The sequence below is a fragment of the Plantactinospora sp. CNZ320 genome (genome assembly GCF_002846275.1).
In genome coordinates this window covers 4,005,598-4,027,948 of sequence record NZ_PJMP01000001.1, presented here as the reverse complement: position 1 = coordinate 4,027,948, position 22,351 = coordinate 4,005,598, and the positions used below count along the sequence as shown (strand labels likewise).

22 protein-coding genes are annotated in these 22,351 nt (G+C 72.5%); 14 read left to right on the top strand and 8 right to left on the bottom strand.

Going from position 1 to position 22,351, the window contains the following annotated elements; translation table 11 throughout:
* Positions 1 to 7: 7 nt before the first annotated feature.
* On the bottom strand, positions 8 to 1,150 hold the full coding sequence (locus tag CLT71_RS17695; protein ID WP_101368084.1) for an MmpS family transport accessory protein: 1,143 nt from the start codon (positions 1,148 to 1,150) through the stop codon (positions 8 to 10).
* A 257-nt stretch (positions 1,151 to 1,407) separates the two neighbouring features.
* Between CLT71_RS17695 and glmS the strand changes: the two genes are divergently transcribed.
* From glmS to CLT71_RS17660, 7 genes are all read left to right on the top strand, one after another.
* On the top strand, positions 1,408 to 3,303 hold the full coding sequence (gene glmS / locus CLT71_RS17690; protein ID WP_101368083.1) for a glutamine--fructose-6-phosphate transaminase (isomerizing): 1,896 nt from the start codon (positions 1,408 to 1,410) through the stop codon (positions 3,301 to 3,303).
* 48 nt (positions 3,304 to 3,351) lie between these two features.
* On the top strand, positions 3,352 to 3,720 hold the full coding sequence (locus tag CLT71_RS17685; protein ID WP_101368082.1) for a holo-ACP synthase: 369 nt from the start codon (positions 3,352 to 3,354) through the stop codon (positions 3,718 to 3,720).
* The gene (locus CLT71_RS17680; RefSeq protein ID WP_101368081.1) at positions 3,717 to 5,186 is read left to right on the top strand and encodes an NAD(P)H-hydrate dehydratase; all 1,470 of its coding nucleotides are present in this window, start codon (positions 3,717 to 3,719) and stop codon (positions 5,184 to 5,186) included. The genes CLT71_RS17685 and CLT71_RS17680 overlap by 4 nt, the downstream gene beginning before the upstream one ends.
* A gap of 65 nt (positions 5,187 to 5,251) precedes the next feature.
* The gene (gene alr / locus CLT71_RS17675) at positions 5,252 to 6,370 is read left to right on the top strand and encodes an alanine racemase (protein WP_101368080.1); all 1,119 of its coding nucleotides are present in this window, start codon (positions 5,252 to 5,254) and stop codon (positions 6,368 to 6,370) included.
* A 77-nt stretch (positions 6,371 to 6,447) separates the two neighbouring features.
* Positions 6,448 to 7,512 carry an alpha/beta fold hydrolase gene (locus CLT71_RS17670; protein ID WP_486483693.1) on the top strand — a complete coding sequence of 355 codons (1,065 nt, stop codon included), beginning with the start codon at positions 6,448 to 6,450 and terminating at the stop codon, positions 7,510 to 7,512.
* Between the two features lie 9 nt (positions 7,513 to 7,521).
* Positions 7,522 to 8,025, top strand: coding sequence for a tRNA (adenosine(37)-N6)-threonylcarbamoyltransferase complex ATPase subunit type 1 TsaE (gene tsaE, locus CLT71_RS17665; protein ID WP_101368079.1), 504 nt, complete (start codon positions 7,522 to 7,524; stop codon positions 8,023 to 8,025).
* A 73-nt stretch (positions 8,026 to 8,098) separates the two neighbouring features.
* The gene (locus tag CLT71_RS17660; protein ID WP_101368078.1) at positions 8,099 to 8,785 is read left to right on the top strand and encodes a uracil-DNA glycosylase; all 687 of its coding nucleotides are present in this window, start codon (positions 8,099 to 8,101) and stop codon (positions 8,783 to 8,785) included.
* A gap of 1 nt (position 8,786) precedes the next feature.
* Here CLT71_RS17660 and CLT71_RS17655 read toward each other — a convergent pair whose 3' ends face one another.
* Complete coding sequence (locus tag CLT71_RS17655) at positions 8,787 to 9,038, bottom strand: helix-turn-helix domain-containing protein (RefSeq protein WP_101368077.1); 252 nt, start codon at positions 9,036 to 9,038, stop codon at positions 8,787 to 8,789.
* A gap of 140 nt (positions 9,039 to 9,178) precedes the next feature.
* On the opposite strand from CLT71_RS17655, the gene tsaB reads away from it, so the two are divergent.
* The 7 genes from tsaB (at position 9,179) to CLT71_RS17620 (ending at position 16,227) form a co-directional block, all read left to right on the top strand.
* Positions 9,179 to 9,880: a tRNA (adenosine(37)-N6)-threonylcarbamoyltransferase complex dimerization subunit type 1 TsaB gene (gene tsaB / locus CLT71_RS17650; RefSeq protein ID WP_101368076.1), complete on the top strand. Its 702-nt coding sequence runs from the start codon at positions 9,179 to 9,181 to the stop codon at positions 9,878 to 9,880.
* A gap of 26 nt (positions 9,881 to 9,906) precedes the next feature.
* On the top strand, positions 9,907 to 10,371 hold the full coding sequence (rimI, locus tag CLT71_RS17645; protein ID WP_101368075.1) for a ribosomal protein S18-alanine N-acetyltransferase: 465 nt from the start codon (positions 9,907 to 9,909) through the stop codon (positions 10,369 to 10,371).
* Positions 10,364 to 11,410, top strand: a complete 1,047-nt coding sequence (gene tsaD / locus CLT71_RS17640) for a tRNA (adenosine(37)-N6)-threonylcarbamoyltransferase complex transferase subunit TsaD (protein ID WP_101368074.1) — start codon at positions 10,364 to 10,366, stop codon at positions 11,408 to 11,410. The genes rimI and tsaD overlap by 8 nt, the downstream gene beginning before the upstream one ends.
* 43 nt (positions 11,411 to 11,453) lie before the next feature.
* Positions 11,454 to 11,708 carry a hypothetical protein gene (locus tag CLT71_RS17635; protein WP_101371545.1) on the top strand — a complete coding sequence of 85 codons (255 nt, stop codon included), beginning with the start codon at positions 11,454 to 11,456 and terminating at the stop codon, positions 11,706 to 11,708.
* Between the two features lie 50 nt (positions 11,709 to 11,758).
* Complete coding sequence (locus tag CLT71_RS17630; protein ID WP_143743500.1) at positions 11,759 to 14,152, top strand: Hsp70 family protein; 2,394 nt, start codon at positions 11,759 to 11,761, stop codon at positions 14,150 to 14,152.
* Between the two features lie 96 nt (positions 14,153 to 14,248).
* A complete protein-coding gene (locus tag CLT71_RS17625) occupies positions 14,249 to 14,887 on the top strand; it encodes a winged helix-turn-helix domain-containing protein (RefSeq protein WP_101368072.1) in 639 nt (212 codons plus the stop codon).
* Positions 14,887 to 16,227, top strand: coding sequence for an MFS transporter (locus CLT71_RS17620; protein ID WP_101368071.1), 1,341 nt, complete (start codon positions 14,887 to 14,889; stop codon positions 16,225 to 16,227). The genes CLT71_RS17625 and CLT71_RS17620 overlap by 1 nt, the downstream gene beginning before the upstream one ends.
* Here the strand turns inward: CLT71_RS17620 and CLT71_RS17615 are convergent.
* The 6 genes from CLT71_RS17615 to CLT71_RS17590 all read right to left on the bottom strand — a co-directional run bounded on the left by CLT71_RS17615 (position 16,205) and on the right by CLT71_RS17590 (position 21,988).
* Positions 16,205 to 16,948 carry a copper homeostasis protein CutC gene (locus tag CLT71_RS17615; RefSeq protein WP_101371544.1) on the bottom strand — a complete coding sequence of 248 codons (744 nt, stop codon included), beginning with the start codon at positions 16,946 to 16,948 and terminating at the stop codon, positions 16,205 to 16,207. The two genes, CLT71_RS17620 and CLT71_RS17615, sit on opposite strands and share 23 nt — an antisense overlap.
* 160 nt (positions 16,949 to 17,108) lie before the next feature.
* Entirely contained in the window at positions 17,109 to 17,411 is a 303-nt protein-coding gene (locus CLT71_RS17610) for a DUF1707 SHOCT-like domain-containing protein (RefSeq protein ID WP_101368070.1), read from the bottom strand.
* A gap of 29 nt (positions 17,412 to 17,440) precedes the next feature.
* Positions 17,441 to 18,640 carry an ROK family protein gene (locus CLT71_RS17605; RefSeq protein WP_101368069.1) on the bottom strand — a complete coding sequence of 400 codons (1,200 nt, stop codon included), beginning with the start codon at positions 18,638 to 18,640 and terminating at the stop codon, positions 17,441 to 17,443.
* Positions 18,641 to 18,648: 8 nt separating this feature from the next.
* Positions 18,649 to 19,917, bottom strand: a complete 1,269-nt coding sequence (locus CLT71_RS17600; protein ID WP_101368068.1) for an ABC transporter permease subunit — start codon at positions 19,915 to 19,917, stop codon at positions 18,649 to 18,651.
* The gene (locus CLT71_RS17595) at positions 19,914 to 20,732 is read right to left on the bottom strand and encodes an ATP-binding cassette domain-containing protein (protein ID WP_101368067.1); all 819 of its coding nucleotides are present in this window, start codon (positions 20,730 to 20,732) and stop codon (positions 19,914 to 19,916) included. The genes CLT71_RS17600 and CLT71_RS17595 overlap by 4 nt, the downstream gene beginning before the upstream one ends.
* 164 nt (positions 20,733 to 20,896) lie before the next feature.
* Positions 20,897 to 21,988, bottom strand: a complete 1,092-nt coding sequence (locus CLT71_RS17590; RefSeq protein ID WP_101368066.1) for a substrate-binding domain-containing protein — start codon at positions 21,986 to 21,988, stop codon at positions 20,897 to 20,899.
* Positions 21,989 to 22,351 lie beyond the last annotated feature (363 nt).

Here is a 22,351-nt window from a genome sequence, read left to right as displayed (position 1 = left end):
CCGTTCGTCAGATCCCGAAATCCGAGCAGGTGAGGGTCGCGTAGTTGCCGCTGGCGGTCTTCGATGCGGTGGACTTCCCGTCGACCGTGATCTTGCAGGCGATGTCTCCGGAACCACCGCCGGTGCGGATCGCCACCACCGTCTTCAGCTCGTCCTCGGGGAGCTTGACCTCCTTCTTCCACGGGAGCTCGACCGCCGGCAGGTGCACCTGCTTGCCGCCGCCGTCGATGTAGGAGAGCGCGACGCGACCCTCGCCGGTCACCTCGTAGACCACCGTCTGGCCGGTGCCGCCCGCGTCACCGCTGTCCTGGCCGTTCGAGGTGGATGGTGGCGGGGTGGCGTCGAGGCTGGTCTCCACCGACTTGCGCAACTGGTCCATGAAGGAGAGCGGGCCCAGGCAGAGCCCGACGCAGGCGATCAGCACGACCACCACCACGGCCACGATCACAATGATCATGGTCTTGTTGCTCTTCTTCGGCGGTGCCGGCGGCGGGAACTGCCCGCCGGGGTAGCCCGGCTGCTCGGGCTGCCCGTAACCGGGGTAGCCGCCGGCGCCGGCCGCCGCGTAGGGGTCGGTGCCGGGCGGAGCGGACTGCGGCGGGCCGGACTGCGGCGGGTAGAGGCCGTAACCGACGTCCTGCTGGTTCGGCGCCCCGCTGGTCGGGTATGGCGTGGCTGGTGGGCCGGACTGCGGCGGGTACGCCGGGCCGGCACCGTAGGGCGGGGCCGGCGGCTGACCCGGGCCGGGCTGCTGCGGCTGGGCGTACGGGTTCGGCTGCTGCGGCTGGGCGTACGGGTTGGGTTGCTGCGGCTGGGCGTACGGGTCCGACGGCTGCGGCTGGCCGTACGGCTGCTGCGGCTGGCCCCAGGCCGGCTGCCCGTACTGGCCGGGTTGGGGCGGCTGTCCGTATCCGCCCGGTTGGGCCGGTGGCTGCCCGTACGTCGTCGGCTGCGCCGGTTGCCCGTAACCGGACGGCTGGCCGGGCTGCGGCTGCTGCGGCGGGGCGTACCTCGTGGTCGGGGCGTCCTCGTCCTCGGCGGGCGTGGGGTTGTCCGGCCGGGGCTGCTGTGGCGGGCCGAACTTCGTCGTCGGCGGCTCGTACTCGGCGGAGGGGTCGTACGGGTTGTGCGGGGGCGGCGAGTCGGTCATCGGGTCTGGCTCCAGATATGGCGGACAGCAGGGGCGCGGCGACCGGGAGAGGGAGGCGCCGGAGGAGATGGCAGCGGATGCGCCAGTCACGGTACCCCGTCCCCGCTGGTCGCGATGTACCGGTGAAGGGCAGGCCGGATTCCGGAGCGACGGTTCGTCCGGTTCTGCCGAGCCGTCGGGATACCGAGCAGGGGCAGTGATCGAATGCGCACCTTTCGAGCACGCTAGATGAGCGAACTTAGGTTAGGCTGCGGGCCATGTGCGGAATCGTGGGTTACGCCGGCGCCAGGCCGGCGCTGGGCATCGTGCTGGACGGGTTGCGGCGGCTGGAATACCGCGGCTACGACTCGGCCGGCGTGGCGGTGGTCGCCGAGGGCGAACTGCTGACCGAGAAGAAGGCCGGCAAGCTGGCCAACCTGGAGAAGGCGTTGGCCGAGCGGTCGACGGACGACGCGGTGCCCGGCATCGGCGCCGGTACCACCGGCATCGGGCACACCAGGTGGGCCACCCACGGCGGGCCCACCGACCGCAACGCCCACCCGCACCGGGCCACCGACGGCCGGGTGGCGGTGATCCACAACGGCATCATCGAGAACTTCGCCAAACTCCGCGCCGAGCTGGAGGCCGACGGCGTCGAGTTCAGCAGCGACACCGACACCGAGTGCGCCGCGCACATGCTCGCCAACGAGCTCGCCCGGCTGCGCGCCGCGGGCGAGCCCGACGGGCCGGCGCTGCTGGCCACCGCGATGCGCCAGGTCTGCCAGCGGCTGGAGGGCGCCTTCACGCTGCTCGCGGTGGACGCCGCGATCCCCGGCGCGGTGGTCGGGGCCCGGCGCAACTCGCCACTCGTGGTCGGGCGCGGGGCCGGGGAGAACTACCTGGCCAGCGACGTTTCCGCGTTCATCGAACACACCCGGGAAGCGGTCGAGCTGGGTCAGGACCAGGTCGTGCTGATCACTGCCGACGCCATCGAGATCACCGACTTCGCCGGCGCCCCGGCCACCGGCAAGGACTTCCACATCGACTGGGACGCCTCGGCCGCCGAGAAGGGCGGCTACGACTACTTCATGCTCAAGGAGATCGCCGAGCAGCCGCAGGCGATCGCCGACACCCTGCTCGGTCGGCTAAAGGAGAACGGGGAGATCGTCCTCGACGAGGTCCGCCTCTCCGACCAGGACCTGCGGGACGTCGACAAGGTCTTCATCGTCGCCTGCGGCACGGCGTACCACGCCGGGATGGTGGCGAAGTACGCCATCGAGCACTGGACCAGGATCCCCTGCGAGGTGGAGCTGGCCAGCGAGTTCCGCTACCGCGACCCGGTGCTGGACCGGTCCACCCTGGTGGTGGCGATCTCGCAGTCCGGCGAGACCATGGACACCCTGATGGCGCTGCGGCACGCCAAGGAGCAGAAGGCCCGGGTGCTGGCGATCTGCAACACCAACGGCTCCACCATCCCGCGCGAGTCCGACGCGGTGCTCTACACCCACGGTGGACCCGAGGTGGCGGTCGCCTCCACCAAGGCGTTCCTCACCCAGTTGGTCGCCTGCTACCTGATCGGCCTGCACCTGGCCCAGGTGCGCGGCATCAAGTACGCCGACGAGGTGGCCGCGGTGGTCGACCAGCTCCAGGAGATGCCGGAGAAGCTGCGGGAACTGCTCGCCGGCATCGAGCCGATCCGCGAGCTGGCCCGGGATCTCAAGGCGGCGCCGACGGTGCTCTTCATCGGCCGGCACGTCGGCTTCCCGGTCGCCCTCGAAGGCGCGCTCAAGCTCAAGGAACTCGCCTACATGCACGCCGAGGGGTTCGCGGCCGGCGAGCTGAAGCACGGGCCGATCGCCCTGATCGACCAGGGCACCCCGGTGGTCTGCATCGTGCCCTCCCCGGCGGGGCGGGGCATGCTGCACGACAAGATCGTCTCCAACATCCAGGAGATCCGGGCCCGGGGCGCCCGCACCATCGTGATCGCCGAGCAGGGCGACGAGGCGGTGACGCCGTACGCCGACCACCTGATCTACGTACCGCGTACCCCGACCCTGCTGGCGCCGCTGGTGACCACGGTGCCGCTGCAGGTGCTCGCCTGCGAGATCGCCGCTGCCCGGGGACACGACGTGGACCAGCCGCGCAACCTGGCCAAGTCGGTCACCGTGGAGTGAGCCGTGCACCGTCGCGTGCGTACCCGCCTCCGCCGGTAGGGTGAGGCGGTGATCGTCGCAGTCGGCATCGACGTCGTACTCGTCGACCGGTTCGCCCGGGCACTGGCCCGCACCCCGCTGCTGGCCGACCGGCTCTTCACCGGGGCGGAGCGGGTCACCGGCTCCGGCAACCCGCGCTCGGCCGAGTCGCTCGCCGCACGGTTCGCCGCCAAGGAGGCGGTGGCCAAGGCGCTCGGCGCACCGGCCGGGCTGCACTGGCACGACTGCGAGGTGGTCTCCGACCCGGACGGGCGGCCGTGGCTGACCGTCTCCGGCACGGTCGCCGCCGCCGCCACCGAGCGCGGGGTGCAGCGCTGGCACCTGTCGCTGTCGCACGACGGCGGGATCGCCTCGGCGATGGTGGTGGCGGAGCGATGAGGGCCGCGTGGCGGGTGGCCGACGTCCGCGCCGCCGAGCGTGCCCTGATGGCCACCCTGCCGGCCGGCACCCTGATGCGGCGTGCCGCCGGTGGGCTGGCCGGGCACTGCGCCCGGCTGCTCGCCGAGCGGGGCGGCGGGGTCTACGGCGCCCGGGTGCTGCTGCTGGTCGGCTCCGGCGACAACGGCGGCGACACCCTCTACGCCGGTGCCCGGCTCGCCGGCCGGGGAGCGGCGGTCCACGCCGTGCTGCTGGATCCGGCGCGGGTGCACTCCGGCGGCCTGGCCGCGCTGCGCTCGGCCGGCGGGCACGTCGTCGACGGGCTGCCGGACCGGGCCGACCTGGTGCTGGACGGGATCGTCGGGATCGGTGGCTCGGGCGGGTTGCGCGAGCCGGCCGCCCGGCTGGTGGCGGGACTGGCCGGCCTGACCGGTCGCTCCGGGGACCGGCCGCCGGTGGTGGCGGTGGACGTGCCGAGCGGGGTCGAGGTGGACACCGGCGAGGTGCCGCGTTCCCTCGGCCTGCCCAGCACTGTCACCGCCGACCTGACGGTCACCTTCGGCTGCCTAAAGCCCGCCCACGTGGTCGGCCCGGCCGCACCCCGGGCCGGGCAGGTCGAGCTGGTCGACATCGGGCTCGGCCCGTGGCTGCGGACCGATCCGGCGGTACGGGTCACCGAGTGGTCGGACGTACGGGACTGGTGGCCCCGGCTCGGTCCCGAGGAGGAGAAGTACAGCCGGGGCGTGGTCGGGCTGGCCACCGGCTCGGGGACGTACCCGGGTGCGGCGGTGCTCTCGGTGGGCGGCGCGGTTGCCGGACCGACCGGCATGATCCGGTACGCCGGTGGTGCCCGTACCGAGGTGCTGCGCCGTTATCCCTCGGTGGTCGCCGCCGACCGGGTCAGCGACGCCGGCCGGGTGCAGGCCTGGGTCTGCGGCTCGGGGCTCGGTACCGACGAGCGGGCCGCCACCGAGCTGCGCTGCGTACTCGCCTCGCCGGTGCCGGTGGTGCTGGACGCGGACGCGCTCACCCTGCTGGTCGACGGCTCGATGGCCGAGCGGCTGCGGGGGCGGGACGCGCCGATCGTGGTCACCCCGCACGACCGGGAGTACGCCCGGCTCTGCGGCGAGCCGCCCACCGACCGGGTCGCCGCCGCGCTGCGACTGGCCACCTGGATGAACGCGGTGGTGCTGCTCAAGGGCGACCGGACGGTGGTCGCCACCCCGGACGGGCGGGCCTTCGCCAACCCGACCGGCACCCCGGCGCTGGCCACCGCCGGCACCGGGGACGTGCTGGCCGGGTTGCTGGGCTCGCTCCTCGCCGCCGGACTGCCGGCCGAGCAGGCGGCGGCCTCCGCCGCGTACCTGCACGGGCTGGCCGGGCAGGAGGCCGCCCGGCGCGGGCCGGTGGTCGCCGCCGACGTGGCCGCCGCGCTGCGCCCGGTGATCGCCCGGCTGCCTCGGTGAGCGGCGCGGTGTCCTGGTCACGCCACCCGGGGCCATTTCGATCTACTCAGAAGTAGGCTGGGCGCATGTGGCAGGCCGAGGTACGCGTCGATCTTGACGCGATCCGCGACAACGTGTCCCGACTGCGGTCCGGGACGAGCGCCGAGCTGATGGCAGTGGTCAAGGGCGACGCGTACGGCCACGGCATGCTGCCGGCCGCCGGGGCGGCGCTCGACGCCGGGGCGGACTGGCTGGGCGTCTGCACCCTGGACGAGGCGTTGACGCTGCGCCGGGCCGGGCTCACCGTCCCGGTGCTGGCCTGGCTGCTGGCGCCCGGGCTTCCGCTGCACGACGGGGTGACCGCCGACGTCGACCTGGCCGCCGCCAGTCTCGGCCAGCTCGCCGAACTGGTCGCCGCGGCCGAGCGGGCCGGCCGGCCGGCACGGGTCCACCTCAAGATCGACACCGGTCTCTCCCGGGGCGGTGCGACCCTGGACGACTGGCCCGAGTTGCTCGACGCGGCGGCCAAGGCCCAGGCCGACGGGCTGATCGAGGTGGTCGGGCTCTGGAGTCACCTGGTCTACGCCGACGCGCCGACGCACGCCACCACCGACCGGCAACTGGCCGTCTTCGCCGAGGGGCTGGCCCTGGCCGAGCGGGCCGGGCTGCGTCCCCGGCTGCGGCACCTGGCCAACTCGGCGGCCACGCTCACCCGGCCCGACACGCACTTCGACCTGGTCCGTCCCGGCATCGCCATGTACGGGCTGTCGCCGGTCCCCGGCGAGCAGTTCGGGCTGCGGCCGGCGATGACCGCGCGGGCCCGGGTGACGCTGACCAAGCGGGTACCCGCCGGCACCGGCGTCTCCTACGGGCACACGTACCACACCGAGCGGGAGACGACGCTTGCCGTCGTACCGCTGGGCTACGCCGACGGGGTGCCCCGGCACGCCTCCAACGTCGGGCCGGTCCAGCTCGCCGGTGCCCGGCGGCGGATCGCCGGCCGGGTCTGCATGGACCAGATCGTGCTCGACTGCGGCGACGATCCGGTCGTCCCCGGTGACGTGGCGACGCTCTTCGGCGACGGTGCCGACGGTGGCCCGACCGCCGACGACTGGGCGGAGGCGATCGGCACCATCAACTACGAGATCGTCACCCGGTTCGGCGGGGTCCGGGTGCCTCGGGTGTACGACGGGCGACAGCCGTGAGCCCGGCCAGGCGGCTCGCCCCGCCCCGGGTACCGGTGCAGCGGCAGCCCGCCCGTAACCAGGCCCGGGCCGGACTCCTGCGGGTGGCCGGCATCATCGGCGCGGCGGCCGGGGTGGCGGCGGCCGGCATCGCCGCCGGGGTGGCCGCCGAACGGGCGGTGGTACGCCGCTCCAAGTCCGCCCCGGGTGACCGGTACGCGACGGAGCCCTTCGGCACGCTGCCGTACGACGAGTCCTGTGTCATCACCACCGCCGACGGCACCGACATCCACGTGGAGATGGTGGGTCCGCCGGCCGGCCCCGGGCGGCCGACCCTGGTCTTCGTGCACGGCTTCTGCCTGGACATGGGCACCTTCCACTTCCAGCGCAGGATGCTGACCGAGCTGGGCGAGGACCGGTTGGTCTTCTACGACCAGCCGGGGCACGGCCGGTCCGGCCGGCTGGAGTCCGGCGAATACCAGCTCCAGGCGCTCGGCGAGACGCTCCGCTCGGTGATCGACCGGACCGCGCCGACCGGCCCGCTGGTGCTGGTCGGGCACTCGATGGGCGGCATGACCATCATGGCGTTCGCGGAGCGCTATCCGGAGCTCTTCGCCGAGCGGGTGATCGGGACGGTGCTGATGGCCACCTCGGGCGGGCTGGTGGCGGAGACGAAGTTCGGCCTGCCGACGATCATCGCCCGGGCCGGTGCACCGCTGCTGCCGGTGGTGGACAACGCCACCCGGCTGACCGGTAGCGTGCTCGACCGGGCCCGGCGCGCCTCGGCCAACCTGGCCTGGCTGCTCACCCGCCGGTACGGCTTCGGCACCCCGACGCCCAGCCCGGCGCTGGTCTCCTATGTGGAGGAGATGAACTCCCGGACCTCGACCGAGACGGTGGCCCGCTATCTGCGCACCATCTACACCCACGCCCGCTATCCGGTGCTGGCCGCGCTGCGGGACAGTCCGACCCTGGTCATCGTGGGCGAGCGCGACATGATCACGCCGGTCACCCACTCCGAGGAGATCGTCCGCTGGCTGCCGGACGCCGAGTACGTCAAGGTGCCCGACAGTGGGCACGTGGTGATGCTGGAACACGCCGACGAGGTCAACCGGGCGCTGCTGGACTTCCTCGACCGGCTGCCCGGCCGAGAAAGGGATTGAGCTGTCTCGATGAGTGACGCGTTGCGCGGTACCGAGCTGGTCCGTGAGCTGCCGACGGTGGCGCAGACCCACGAGTTCGGGCGGCGGCTGGGCGGAGTGCTCGGCGCCGGGGATCTGCTGGTGCTCACCGGCCCGCTCGGCGCCGGCAAGACCGCCCTGGTGCAGGGGATCGCCGCCGGTCTGGGCGTACTCGGTGAGGTCACCTCGCCGACCTTCGTGATCGCCCGGGTACACCGGCCGGATCCGGCTCGGGGTGGCCGGGTCACGCTGGTGCACGCCGACGCGTACCGGCTGGGCGACGCGGTCGACCCCCGGGCCGAGATCGACGACCTCGACCTGGACGCCTCGGTCGACGAGTCGGTCACCGTCGTCGAGTGGGGCGAGGGCATGGTCGAGCACCTGGTCGACACGCACCTGCGGGTGCTCATCGACCGGCGCGACGACGACACCCGGCGCATCGAGCTGGTGCCGTGCGGCGGGGACTGGGCCGAGCGGCTCGCCGAGTTGCGCTGACGGACCGGGGTGCCTGGTGTCGTACCGGACTTCTAGAGTGCGGGAAACGACCGTGGCGTTCGAGAGGTTACCGATGACCCTGGATCTTCCGGCCCTGCTGCCCCCGGCCTGGCGGGCGGCGCTGGACCCGCACCTCGACCCGGCCCAGACCGCCGCGTTGGGCGAGTTCGTCGCCGGGGAGTACGCGACCCAGACCGTCTTCCCGCCGATGGAGGATCTCTTCACGGCCTACCGGCTCTGTGCCCCGGAGGACTGCCGGGTGCTGATCCTGGGCCAGGATCCCTACCACAGGGCGGGGCAGGCGCACGGGCTCAGCTTCAGCGTCCGGGACGGCGTCTCGGTGCCACCGTCGCTGCGCAACGTCTTCAAGGAACTGGCCGACGACCTCGGGGTGCCGGTGTCGCGCAGCGGCAACCTGACCCGCTGGGCGAGCCAGGGCGTGCTGCTGCTCAACGCCGTGTTGACCGTCCGGCAGGCGACGCCGGGATCACACGCCAACAAGGGCTGGGAGGGCTTCACCGACGCCACCATCAAGGCCCTCGACGCCCGCCCGGAACGGGTCGTCTTCCTGCTCTGGGGCGGATACGCCCGCAAGAAGGCCGCGCTGGTCACCAACCCGGCGCACGTGGTGCTGGAGGCAGGTCACCCGAGTCCGATGAACCCGCGCGGCTTCCTCGGCAGCCGCCCGTTCAGCGCCTGCAACAAGGCGCTCGCCGACGCCGGTCGGCCCACCGTCGACTGGGACCTCTCGGCCGGTTGAGTCAGTCCGCCCGGGCGTGCCGGGCCCGCCACCGCCGCAGCGGCTCGACGCCGACGGTGAGCTGGAGGTCGAGCGCGGCCAGCAGTTTCTCCAGCATCGCCACTGTTGGTGCCCGCTCGCCCTGCTCGATCCGGGTCACCGTCGACCGATCGGTCCCGGCGAGCCGGGCCAGCGCGTGCTGGGTGAGGCCACGTAGCTCGCGCTGCTGTCGCAGGGTCCTGCCGATCAGGACGGTCAGCCGGGATGTGCGCATTCCTCGGATGCTGCCGCTATCCGGTCGAGCGAGGTGTCACAGTGTCACCAAGGTGACTTCCTGGCACCTCGGTGAAACGGGTACCCGGTGCCCGGCCGGGTCCCGTGAGCCCGGAGCGACCGTCCGGTTAGGGTGCCTATGTGCTCGTACTCGTGTTGGACTCCTCGACTCCGGCGGTGACCGCCGCGCTGGCGGAGATCACCGCCGACTCGGTCGCGCCGCGCGGCGAACGCAGCGTCGTCGACGCTCGCGCGCACGGCGAACTGCTCGCGCCGCAGGTCTCCGAGGTGCTCGCCGGGGCCGGCGCCCGCCCGGCCGATCTGGCCGCCGTGGTGGCCGGGGTCGGCCCGGGGCCGTTCACCGGGCTGCGGGTCGGCCTGGTCACCGCGGCCAGCATGGGACAGGTGCTCGGCATCCCCACCTACGGCGTGCCCTCGCTCGACGCGATCGGGCACGCCGCCACCCATCCCCGGTCCGGTGCCGCCCCCGAGGTCGGGCCGGTGCTGGCGGCCACCGACGCCCGCCGTCGGGAGATCTACTGGGCCGTCTACGACCTGGCCGGCGAGCGGCTGGCCGGGCCCGAGGTCGACACCCCGGCCGCCGTCGCGGAGCGGGCCCGGGAACTCGGCGTCCGGGTCGCGGTCGGCGAGGGAGCCCGCCGGTACGCCGAGGTCCTCGGACTGCCACCGCGAGCCGGCCTGGACTACCCCCCGCCGTACGCCCTGGCGGAGTTGGCGGCGCAGCGGGTCCGGACCGGCGCCCCCGGTGAGCAGCTCACCCCGCTCTACCTGCGCCGGCCCGATGCGGTGGCGGCGACCGGCCGTAAACCGGTCCTGCGGTGAGGACGGCGGTCGGGGAGGGGAGCGCCGTGGCGACCAGGTTGAGCCCGTTCCGCTGGTGGCACATCTCCGAGGCGTTGCCGATCGAGGCGGACCTGTTCGGCGCCGAGCAGTGGTCGGCGGCGATGTTCTGGAACGAGCTGGCCAACGGGCACCACTACGTGGCGGCGCTGGACTCCACCGACGCGCTGGTCGGCTACGCGGGACTCGCCGTCGCCCCGCCGGACGAGGCGTGGGTGCAGAACGTGGCGGTACGCCGCGACGCCCAGCGCGGCGGCATCGGCCGGATGCTGCTGGTCGACCTGCTGGCCGAGGCGACCCGGCACGGCGTACGCCGGGTACTGCTGGAGGTGGCGGTGGACAACGCACCGGCCCAGCGCCTCTACGCGACGTACGGCTTCGAGCCGGTCGGCGTACGGCGCGGCTACTACCAACCGAGCAACACCGACGCGCTGGTTATGCAGCTCGAACTGGAGCGGGCGAACAATGGCTGACGAACCCCTGATCCTCGGGATCGAGACGTCCTGCGACGAGACCGGCGTCGGTGTCGTACGCGGGCACACCCTGCTCGCCGACGCCCTGGCGTCCAGTGTGGACGAGCACGCCCGGTTCGGCGGGGTGGTGCCGGAGGTGGCCAGCCGGGCCCACCTGGAGGCGATCGTGCCGACCATGCGACGGGCGCTCGACGACGCCGGGGTGACCCTGGCCGACATCGACGCGATCGCCGTCACCGCCGGTCCCGGCCTGGCCGGCGCCCTGCTGGTCGGGGTGGCCGCAGCCAAGGGCTACGCGCTGGCCGCCGAGAAGCCGGTGTACGGCGTCAACCACCTGGCCGCACACGTCGCGGTGGACACCCTGGAGCACGGCCCGCTGCCCGAGCCGGCGATCGCGCTGCTGGTCTCCGGTGGACACTCCTCGCTGCTGCTTGTCGACGACCTGGCGACCGGGGTCACCCCGCTCGGCGCCACCATCGACGACGCCGCCGGGGAGGCGTTCGACAAGGTGGCCCGCCTGCTCGGGCTGCCGTTCCCGGGCGGCCCGCCGATCGACCGGGAGGCGCGCGCGGGTGCTCCGGACGCGATCGCCTTCCCGCGCGGACTGACCGCGCCGAAGGACCTCGCCGCGCACCGGTTCGACTTCTCCTTCTCCGGCCTCAAGACCGCGGTGGCCCGCTGGGTCGAGGCGAAGCAGCGGGCCGGCGAGCCGGTACCGGTGCCGGACGTGGCCGCGTCCTTCCAGGAGGCGGTCTGCGACGTGCTGACCAGCAAGGCGATCGCGGCCTGCCAGGACCGGGGCGTCGAGACGCTTGTGCTCGGCGGCGGGGTGGCGGCGAACTCCCGGCTGCGGGCGCTGGCCGAGGAGCGGGCGGCCAGGCACGGCCTCCGGGTCCGGGTACCCCGGCCGAAGCTCTGCACCGACAACGGCGCGATGGTGGCGGCGCTCGGTTCGCACCTGGTCGCCGCCGGGGTGGCGCCGAGCCGGCTGGACCTGCCCGCCGATTCCGCACTGCCACTCACGACGGTCAGCGTGTAGTGTTCCGGCGGCGTCGAGGGTGGTGGGGAGAGTGACGGCCGAGGTGATCGTACGGATGTGGGAGGTACGCGCCGAGCGTGCCGGCTTCGCCGACCTCATCTCCTGGGTCTGCGACACCGCCCTGCCCGAGTTGGAGCACAACCCGCTGCACATCTCCAGCGAGGTCTTCTCCTCCACCGACAACCGGCTGGTGGTCATCTCGAAGTGGCGGGCCAGCCCGGTCTCGCTGCCCGAGCCGCCGCCCCGGATGCTTGCCCGTACCCCGCACGTCTGGGACTTCACCCAGGTCGACCGCTGACCGCGGGTCAGGCGTGGGCACGGTTGGCCCGGCCCGCATAGAGTGTCGGCGTGGCGGGGGACGGAGTGCGGGTCGGCGTCGATTTCGGCACGTCGAGCACCGCTGCCGTACTCGCCGGTCCCGGAGCGCAGGGCCGCCCGCTGCTGTTCGACGGCTCGCCGCTTCTGCCGTCGGCCGTCTTCGCCGACGCGGACGGCGGCCTGCTGACCGGGCGCGACGCGCTGCACTCGGCGCGTACCCAGCCGGAGCGGTTCGAGCCGGCGCCGAAGCGGTGCGTGGACGACGGGGCGGTGCTGCTCGGGGACCGGGCCGTACCGGTGGCCGAGATGATCGCCGCGGTGCTGCGTCGGGTGGCGGCCGAGGCGCACCAGGTCGCGGGAGAGCCGGTCCGGCGGGCGGTACTGACCCATCCGGTCTCCTGGGGACCGGTGCGCCGGCAGACCCTGCTCGGCGCCGCGTCGACGGTGTTCGCCGAGCCGGCGCTGGTCACCGAGCCGGTCGCGGCGGCGAGCTACTTCCTCACCGTCGCCGGCCGCGAACTACCGGTCGGCTCCACCGCAATGGTGTACGACCTGGGCGCCGGCACCTTCGACGCCACAGTGGTACGCCGCAACGCCGACGGTTTCGACGTGCTCGCCACCGGTGGGCTGGACAACGTCGGCGGGTTGGACATCGACGCCGCGCTCGTCGCCAGCCTCGGCGAGGTTTACCGCCCCCGGGACGAGGCGGCCTGGACACGTCTGCTCCAGCCGAGCACGCCGGCGGACCGGCGGGCGTCCCGGGCGTTCTGGGACGACGTACGGGTCGGCAAGGAGCTGCTCTCGCGGGCTCCGACCGCCATGCTGCACGTACCGATCCTCGACGACGAGGCACTGCTGGGGCGGGAGCAGCTCGAACGGCTCGCCGGACCGATCCTGGACCGTACCGTCGAGGTGGCCGCCCGGGTGCTGGGCGAGGCCGGCAGGGCTCCTGGCGAGCTGGCCGGGTTGTTCCTGGTCGGTGGCGCGAGCCGGATGCCGCTGGTCGCCACGCTGCTGCACCGGCGCTTCGGGGTACCGCCGGTGCTGGTGGACCAGCCGGAGCTGGTGGTCGCCAGCGGCAGCGTGCACGCCCCGTACTCGGCGCGGATCGAACTCTCCCCGCCCTCGCCGCCGGCCGCGCCTGCCGTCGCGCCGCCGCCGGTGGCCCACGTGCTGGTTCCGCACCAGGTGTACCCACCGGCGGGGGTCGGCCCGCGATCGTCCACGGGGCGGGACAACGCCCGCAGGCGGCTTCTCCTCCTCGCCGTCGGTGTGGTGGCCGTTCTCGCGCTGCTCGGCTATTCGGTGTGGAGCGTCGTGCCGTGGAATCGGGGCACGACGGACCTCTCCGGTGATCCGACACCGAGTGCCACCCCGAGTGTCTCGACGACGCCTGTCGTGCTGGAACCACCGGCGCCGACCATGCTGAAGATGCCGGCGGACGCCGAGGCGAACAGTGTCGTGCTGAGTACCGACGGCCAGCGGGTGGCGGCCGTCGGCGCGTACACGATCAGGACGTACACCGTGCCGGACCTGCGTCCGGTCGGGAAGCAGTTGACGGTGGGCAAGGAGACCCGTCGGGTCGCCAGCGGCCCGAGCGAGGTTTACCGGGAGGACTTCGGGGCGGCGACGTTCAGTGCGGACGGTCGGCTGCTCGCCACCTACGACGGTGGGATGTTCGGCTACGTCCAGATCTGGGACGTGGCGACCGGCGCCCGGGTACGCCGGCTCAGTGACGCCTGGTGGGCTTCCTGCCTTGCCTTCAGTCCCAAGGGTGACCAGTTCGTCGCCTGTGCCGGCCCGGACCAGTCGGTGCGGTTCTGGAACGTCTCCGGCTGGAACCGGCCTGGCCGGGTCAGCAGTGACGATCCGGCCGTGGTCCAGCACGTCGCGTTCAGTCCGGACGGCCGGCTGCTGGCCACCGACGGTGGCAAGGGCCGGACCCTGCTCTGGGACGCGCACTCCCGGAAGCGGCTGGCCGTCTTGCAGGCCAGTGAGGTTCCGAGCGGGTTGGTGCCGGTCATGGACCGGGGCGTGCCGGTGGCGTTCAGCCCGGATGGTGGGACGATGGCGACCGGCGGAGCCGACGGCACGGTGCGGCTGTGGGACGTCGCCACCCGCAAGCAGACCGCAGTGCTCGGCACGCACGGCAGTGGCGTGGTCGACGTGGCCTTCGCCGAGGACGGCACCCTGGCCAGCGCGGACCCCAGCGACGTCTGGCTGTGGGACGTGGCAGCCCGCCGGCAGGTCGGCGTGGTCCCGTCGAACTGGGACCGGCCGAGCCAGCGGGAGGGGCTCAACTTCGTCCCGGACAGCCGCTCCCTCGCCTTCACCCCGGACAGCCGTACCCTCTCCGTCTGCCATGGCGACACCATCTGGCGCTGGGACGTCGGAGCCGTCCGGGCCTACGGCACCCCTCGATAGTCAGTCGGAGAGCACGCCCCGCCGGTACGCCCCCACGATTTCCGCTGACCGCTGCACGTCTTGCAAAGAGTTCTTTGCAACGCTAGCTTTGCAAACATGTCTGGTGATGAAATCCGGCTGAACCCGACCTCGCTGCGCGGCCTCGCCCACCCGCTGCGGGTCCGGATACTCAACGCGCTGCGTGAGTACGGTCCCGCCACGGCCACCCTGCTCGCCGAGCGGCTCGGCCAGTCAACCGGCGCCACCAGCTACCACCTGCGGCAACTCGCCCAGTACGGCTTCGTGGTCGAGGAGCCTGGGCGCGGTGCCGGTCGGGAACGGTGGTGGCGGGCAGCGCACCGGAACACCCGGCTCGACAGCGAGGTGGGTCGGGAGGCACTGCCGGACATCGAGACGTACCTGCGATCCGTCGCCGCGCTCTACGCCGAGCGGGTCGACAGGTGGCTCAACGAGTTGACGAATCTCCCGGTGGAGTGGGAGCGGACGGGCACGCTCAGCAACTGGCAGCTCCGGCTGACCCCGGCCGAGGCGCGGGAGTTCTCCGAGGCGCTGACCGCGCTGATCAAGCGGTATCGCCGGGACGAGCCCGGGGTGGCGGCACCGGACGACGCCGAGTCGTTCGTGGTGCAGGCCCAGTTGATGCCCTTCGTCCGGCGCGACGAGCACCGGCAGATTACCGAGGGCGACGACAACCGGCCGACCGGGGGCGACGGCGCGGCGGAGGAGGCGGGCTGATGGCCGGCAACCGCCGACCGCTGATCGGGCTGCTGGTCGCCGAGGGAGTTTCCCTGGTCGGCAGCCGGATGAGCATGGTGGCGCTGCCGTGGTTCGCTCTCCTGGTAACCGGCAGCGCGGCGCGGACCGGCCTGGTGGCGTTCGCCGAGATGCTGCCGTACGTGCTGGCCTGCGCGCTCGGCGGGCCGCTGATCGACCGGGTCGGCGCCCGCCGGAGCAGTATCGTCGCCGACCTGGGCAGCGCGGCGGCGGTGGCCACCGTACCGCTGCTGCACCTGGCCGGCGTGCTCCACTTCGGCACGCTCGTCGGCCTGGTCGCGGTGGCCGGGCTGCTGCGCGGGTTCGGTGACACCGCCAAACGGGTGGCCTTCCCGGAAACCGTTGAGGTGGCGGGCATCCCGATGGCCAGGGCGACCAGCCTGCACGACGGGCTCAGTCGGCTCGCCACGCTGCTCGGCGCGCCGCTGGCCGGGTTGCTGATCGCCGTACTCGACGCCCCGCTGGTGCTGCTCCTCGACGCGGGGACGTTCCTGGCGGGCGCACTACTGGTCGCCCTCACCCTGCCGAAACGCCTATCCACAGTGGATCCGGCGCCGGCCGGGGACGGTGCCGCACCGGGTCGGGAGCCGTACCTGAGCGCGCTGCGCGGTGGCCTGCGCTATCTGCGCCGCGACCGACTCGTGCACGGCATCGTGTTGATGCTGCTGGTGACAAACCTGGCCGACGCGGCGTACACCTCGGTGCTCGCTCCGGTCTGGGCCAGCGAGGTGGTCCGGTCGTCGACGGCGCTCGGCCTGCTCAGCGCGAGTTTCGCCCTCGGCGCGGTGCTGGGCAACGTCGTCTTCACCGTCGTGGCGCACCGGGTGCCGAGGTTTGTCGTCTTCGCGGTCGGCTTCCTGCTCGCCGGGGCGCCCCGGTTCGTCGCACTCGCGCTGCTGGACCGGCTCTGGGTGGTCTATCTGGTCTCTTTCGTCGCCGGGGTCTCCGTCGCGGCGGTCAATCCGATCCTCGGCGCGGTCAGCTTCGAGCGGATCCCGGAGCGGCTCCGGGCCCGGGTGCTCGGGCTGACGCACGCCGCGGCCTGGGCCGGCATCCCGCTCGGTGGGCTGCTCGGCGGGCTCGCCGTGCAGGAGCTACGGCTGCCGGTCGCCTGCCTGGTGCTCGCGGCGGCGTACCTGCTGGTCACGCTCCTGCCGTTCGTGATGCCGGTCTGGCGCGAGCTCGACCGGCCACCCACCCCACCGGCCGATCAGACCCCACCGTCCGAGCCGACTCCACCGGCCGAACCGGCGAGGTCGGCGGCGGGAGGACCGGAGCTTACCGGCGCACCGCGCCGATGATCTGGCCGATCCGCTCCGGCGAGGTCTCCGAGCGCTGGTACTCCGAGCGGCTCAACACCCCACCCATCCGGGGTACCGGGTTGCGGTGCACCGCCGGACCGTCCGCGCTGACCCGGGCGGTGAAGTGGTATTCGTCAGCCCCGGTGGCGGCGACGATCCGGGCGATGTTCCGCTCGTTGATCCCGCCGCCGGCCATCACCGCGATCCGGCCGGCGGCCTTGCCGACCAGGTCGGCGATGAGCGGAGCGCCGGCCAGCGCCGTCTCCTCCTGACCCGAGGTGAGCACCCGGGGGATGCCCAGTTCGATCAGCTGCTCCAGCGCCTCGAACGGATCCCGGACCATGTCGAAGGCCCGGTGGAACGTGACGCTCGCACCGTCGGCGGCGGCGAGCAGCCGCCGCATCGTCGGCAGGTCGAGATCGCCCTCCGGGGTCAGCGCGCCGATCACCACCCCGTGCGCGCCCACCGTCACCGCCGCCTGCACGTCGCGGACCATCGCGTCGACCTCGTACGGGGAGTAGATGAAGTCCCCGCCCCGGGGCCGTACCAGCACGTGCACCCGGATCTGCTCCGCGTGCCGCAGGGCCAGCTCGATCGTGCCGATGCTGGGGGTCAGCCCGCCCTCGAACAGCCCCGCGCAGAGTTCCACCCGGTCGGCACCGGCCCGCTGGGCCGCCAGCGTCCCCTCGACGCTGTCGACACAGATCTCGAACGTGCTCATGCCAGCCTTCTCCCGAACGAGGTTGTTGAACAACCCGAACCAGCCAAGGGCCATCCAAGGGTGCCCGACCGGACCGGGCAACCGCATGTGGGGAAGAACGCTTCGCCGGCCCGGCGGGCGGGGTGGAACGTGACGCCGGGAGCGGTACCGGACGAACAGGTCAGCGGGTGACCGCCATGAAGACCATCAGCAGCAGCAGGGTGGCGACGGCGACGGCGAAGACGATCAGCAGTTCCCGCCGGCTTCCGGTGCCGCCGCCGCCCTCGGCCGGCTCGGCGGTGGCCGGCACCGCGGGCAGGTCGCGGGTGACGCTGGCCAGCTCGCCGAGGGTACGGGCGGTGTAGACCGCGCCGACCCGTTCGGAGAACTCCTCCAGGCTCAACCGGCCCTGCTCGGTGTGCTGTTGCAGGTCGGCGACCACCCGTTGCCGATCCGAGTCGGAGGCGCGCAGTTGCCCGTCCACGCCGGACAGCGTACGCCCCGGGCGCCCGGTCAGCCCGCGTCGAGCGGGTCGGCCAGCAGGTGCTCGAAGGCCAGTTCGGCGGCACCGACAAGCGCGGCGTCCTCGCCCAGTTGCGGGGTACGCAGGCGTACCTGCTCGCGCGCGGTGGGCAGGGCCAGCGAGTTGAGCCGGCTGCGTACCCGGGCCGCCGCCGCGAGGTAGACGTCCCGGAGGGTACCGCCGAAGATCACCACACCGGGGTTGAAGATGTTGACCAGGTTCGCCACCCCGAACCCGAGCCAGTCGCCGACCTGCCGGACCGCCGCCTGGGCGTTCGCGTCACCCTGGGAGGCGGCGTCGACCACCCGCAGGGCGGCCTCCCGGCCCACGGCTTCGCCCCGGCCGGCCGCCAGCAGCAGGGCGTACTCGCCGATCTCGGTCTCCCAGCAGCCGTACGAGCCGCAGCCGCACGGGTTTCCGCCGGGGTTCACCACCATGTGCCCGACCTCGCCGGCGTAACCGCCCTGCCCGGTCAGCCGCCGCCCACCGACGATGATTCCGGCGTCGATGCCGACGTCCCGGTGCAGATAGATGACGTCGTCGTAGCCGCTGGCCGCCCCCCGGGCGTGCTCGGCGACCGCGCTGGCGTCGGCGGCGTTGCTGACCAGCACCGGGCGCTCCTGCGGCAGCAGTTCACCGAGCGCCTCGGCCAGCCGCCGGTCCAGTTCGCCGCCGCCGGCCCAGGCGGCAGTCTCGGGCCGGAGGTGCACCGCGCCGTCGGGCCGGCGCAACCGGCCGCAGACCGCCACGCCGCTGCCGACGTAGACCGAGCCGTCCGGTACCGCCTGGTGCATCTCCTTCACGAAGCCGGCCAGCAGCGGCAGGCTCTCCACCGCCGGCAGCCCCGGCGGACGCTCGGCCTGCCGGCGGTCCAGGACGATCCCGCCGAGCCCGATCCGGGCGGCCCGCAGCCGGTCCACCTCGACGCTGTACGCGTATGCGAAGACCCGCCCGGACTCGGGCCGGACGACAAGCGACGGCCGTCCGGCCCGCCCGGTCTCCCGGGGTGCCCGTTCGCTCACCAGCCCGGCGGCGGCCAGTTCGGCGGTGAGGGCGCCGATGGTGCTCCGGTTCAGCCCGAGCGAGGTGGTCAACTCCGCCCGGGAGGTGGCGCCGTGGATGTGCACGTACCGCAGCAGCGCGCCGAGATTCTGCCGGCGAATCTCCTCCTGGCTCGGCCCCGCGCGCATCGTGCCCCTTATCGGTTACCGGTCGCTGCGGCCCGACGTCGGGAGAGTGCGTCCACACTGGCCGCGAGCAGCAGTACCAGTCCGGTCACCACGAAGGTGAAGCCGGAACTGCGGCCGAGCAGCCCCATCCCGTTGTCGATGACCGCGATCACCGCGCCGCCGAGCACCGCGTCCACGATCCGGCCCTTGCCACCGAAGAGGCTGGTGCCGCCGATCACCGCCGCGCCGACCGCGTAAAGGAGGACCTTACTGCCTCCGGTGTTGGCGTCGACCGAGGTGGCCCGACTGGCCGCCACGATGCCGCCGACCGCCGCCAATGTGGAGCAGATCACGAAGACCGAGATCCGGATCCGGTCCACGTTGATGCCGGCCCGCCGCGCCGCCTCCCGGTTGCCGCCGACCGCGTAGACGTGCCGTCCGTACGCGGTGCGTTGCAGTACGAAGGTCAGCACGACCAGCAGGACGACGATGATCGGCACCACGATCGGTACGCCCTTGAGCGAGACGAGCGCGTTGCGGCTGCGCTCCAGGTTCAGCAGGTAGACGGCGGTACCGGCGACCACCGTCAGCACCCCGATCCGGATCAGCACCACGGCGAGCGGATCGGTGACCAGCCCGAGCGCGCTGCGCCTGCGGTGCCGGACGAGCTGCACCGCGGCGTAGCCGGCGACGGCGAGCAGGGTGAGCGCCCAGCCGAGCCACGGTGGCATGTTCCGGTTGGCGATCGCCACCAGCACCTCGTCCCGGACGGAGACGTTGGTGCCGCCCTTGATCAGCAGCAGCACGATGCCCTGGAAGGCCAGGAACGCCGCGAGGGTGACCACGAAGGACGGGATGCCGACCTTGGCGACCAGGAAGCCGATCACCAACCCGATCACCACGCCGGTGACGAGTGCGGCGCCGACCGCCACGTACCAAGGGAAGCCCCGCAGGGTGACGAGTTGGGCGAGCACCGCCGCGCAGACCCCGCTGGCGAATCCGGCGGAGAGGTCGATCTCGCCGAGCAGCAGGACGAAGACCAGCCCCATCGCGATGAGCGTCACCGCCGCGCCCTGGGTGAAGAGGTTCGCGAAGTTCCCCTCGGTCAGGAAGGTGGTCGGGCGCAGCGCGGTGAAGGCGGCGCAGAGCGCGATCAGACCGAGTACGGCCGGCAGCGCGCCCATGTCGCCGCCGAGTACCCGGGCCAGGTAGTCCCGGAAGTGGCTGCCGACCGTGGGCACCGGCGCGACCGGCACCTCGACCGGCGGCACCACTGTGGTGGGTGGGGCGGCGCTCATCTGTCTGCTCCTGCGCTCGTCGTCTCGGTCGTGTTGGGTGGGGTGCCGTTGCCGTTCTCGCCGGTCAGCCCGAGGCCGCCACTGCGTCCGGCGGTGATCAGCTCGACCACCTGGGCGTGCGTGACGTCGCTGGTGCGCAGCTGCGCGACCATCTGCCCGAGGTAGAGCATGGCGATCTGGTCGGAGACGGCGAAGACGTCGTTCATGTTGTGTGAGATGAGTACGACGGCGAGGCCGTTGTCGGCCAGCCGGCGGACGAGTTCGAGTACCTGGGCGGTCTGCGCCACGCCCAGCGCGGCGGTCGGTTCGTCGAGGATGACGAGCCGGCTGTTCCAGAGCACGGCCTTGGCGATCGCCACGGTCTGCCGCTGCCCGCCGGAGAGGCTGGAGACGTGCTGCCGCAGCGACTTCACGGTCCGCACGGAGAGCCCGGCCAGGGTCTCGGCGGCCATCTGCTCCATCGCGGGCTCGTCCAGGACGAGTCCGCTGCGCTTCTCCCGGCCGAGGAACATGTTCTGCACGATGTCGAGGTTGTCGCAGAGCGCGAGGTCCTGGTAGACGACCTCGATGCCGAGGGTGGCGGCGTCCCGGGGGTTGTGGATCTGCACCGGTCGGCCGTCGAAGAGGATCTCGCCGCCGTCGGCCGCGTGGATCCCGGCGACGCACTTGACGAGGGTGGACTTGCCGGCGCCGTTGTCGCCGACCAGCGCGGTCACCTCGCCGGGATTCACCGACAGGTCGACGTTGCGGAGGACCTGGACGGGACCGAAACTCTTGTCGATCCCGCGCAGCTCCAGCAGGGGTGTGGCGGACACGGGTTGGTCTCCTTTACACGGGTGTCCGGTGGCGGGTGCCGATCGCGGGGTAACCGATCACGGATCCGGTCCAGTTCTCCAGGGGCGAGGAAGCCGCCCGGTACGGATGGTTCCGTACCGGGCGGCGTCTCGGCGGGGCGGTCGAGCCCGCTGCCGTCCTACGGTCAGCTCACGCCCGCCTCGGCGCAGGCGGCGGCGAAGGCGTCCTTGCAGAGTTCTTCCTTGGTGACGTAGCCGTCGGTGACGACGTCCTTGACGTTCTCCTTGTAGATGGCCTTCGGCTCCAGCAGCACCGCGGGCACGTCCCGGTTGCCCTCGGGGTCGCGGACCGTGGTCGGCGCGGTCTTCCGCTCACCCTTGGCCAGCGCGATCGCCAGTTCGGCGGCGGCGTCGGCCTCCTTCTTGACCGCCTTGTAGACGGTCATGCACTGGTCACCGGCGAGGATGTTCTGCAGACCCTGCACTGTGGCGTCCTGGCCGGTCACCGGGACCTTGCCGTTGAGCTTGTTCCGCTTCAGCACGGAGATGACCGCGTTGCCCAGTCCGTCGTTCGCGGCCAGTACGCCGTCGATCTTGCCGTTCTGCTGGGTCATCATCTGCTCGAAGATCGTGCCGGCCTGGGTGTTGTCCCAGGCGGGTACCCACTGGTCGGGGCCCTTGACGTACTCCTTGGCGTCGTACTTGGTCTTCAGCACGCCGTCGTAGCCGTTCTTGAACAGCGTGGCGTTGTTGTCCGTCTCCGAGCCGTTCAGTTCGGCGATGACGGGGTTCTTGACACCCTTGTCGGTCAGGCACTTGACCAGACCCTCGCCCTGGAGCTTGCCGACGGCCTCGTTGTCGAAGCTGACGTAGTACTCGGCGGAGCCGCCGAGGGTCAGCCGGTCGTAGTCGATGGTGAGTACGCCCTGGCTCTTGGCCTTGTCCAGCACGGCCTTGCCGGTGCCGGAATCCAGGTTGACGATCATCAGGACGTTGACGCCCTCGGTCATCATCTGGTCGGCGAGGGTCTGGAACTGCGCCTTGTCGCCCTGGGCGTTCTGGATGGTGTGCTTGATGCCGGCAGCGTTGAACGCCGCCTCCAGGTACTTGCGGTCCGCGGTCTCCCAGCGTGCGGAGGAGGCACTGTCCGGAAGGATGACGCCGATCTTCGGCTCGGCGGTGCTACCGCTGCCGTCGCCGGAATCGTCGCCGCAGGCGGCGAGCCCGCCCGTGGTCAGCAGGCCCACGGCGGCGATGGTGAGGATCCCTCTGCGCATTGCACGGGTCCTTTCGGGGTGGGTGTGGTGTCTCGGGTTCCAGCGGTGGTACGCCCGGACGGTCGCCGAGTGGTCCGGTGGCCTCCCCCCGTTGGGCTGCCTGGAAAAGCGGGCTCCGCCGGGTCGCGCTCCGGCGGGGCGTCGGTGCCCCGCGAGGGCCGGACCTGGCGTGTCGGCGACCGCCGCCTCACTTTTGTTGTGTCCGGCAACGTATTGCGCGGAGACTCCTCGGGGCAAGGTCAACGAGGCCACGAGTTTGTTGTTGGCGATAACAATTCGGCAACGTGACCGAGATCCTGACATCGGCCAGTTGCGATACGCCGGAAATGATCGATCTTCGGCAGGTCCCGCCGAGCCGTTCCG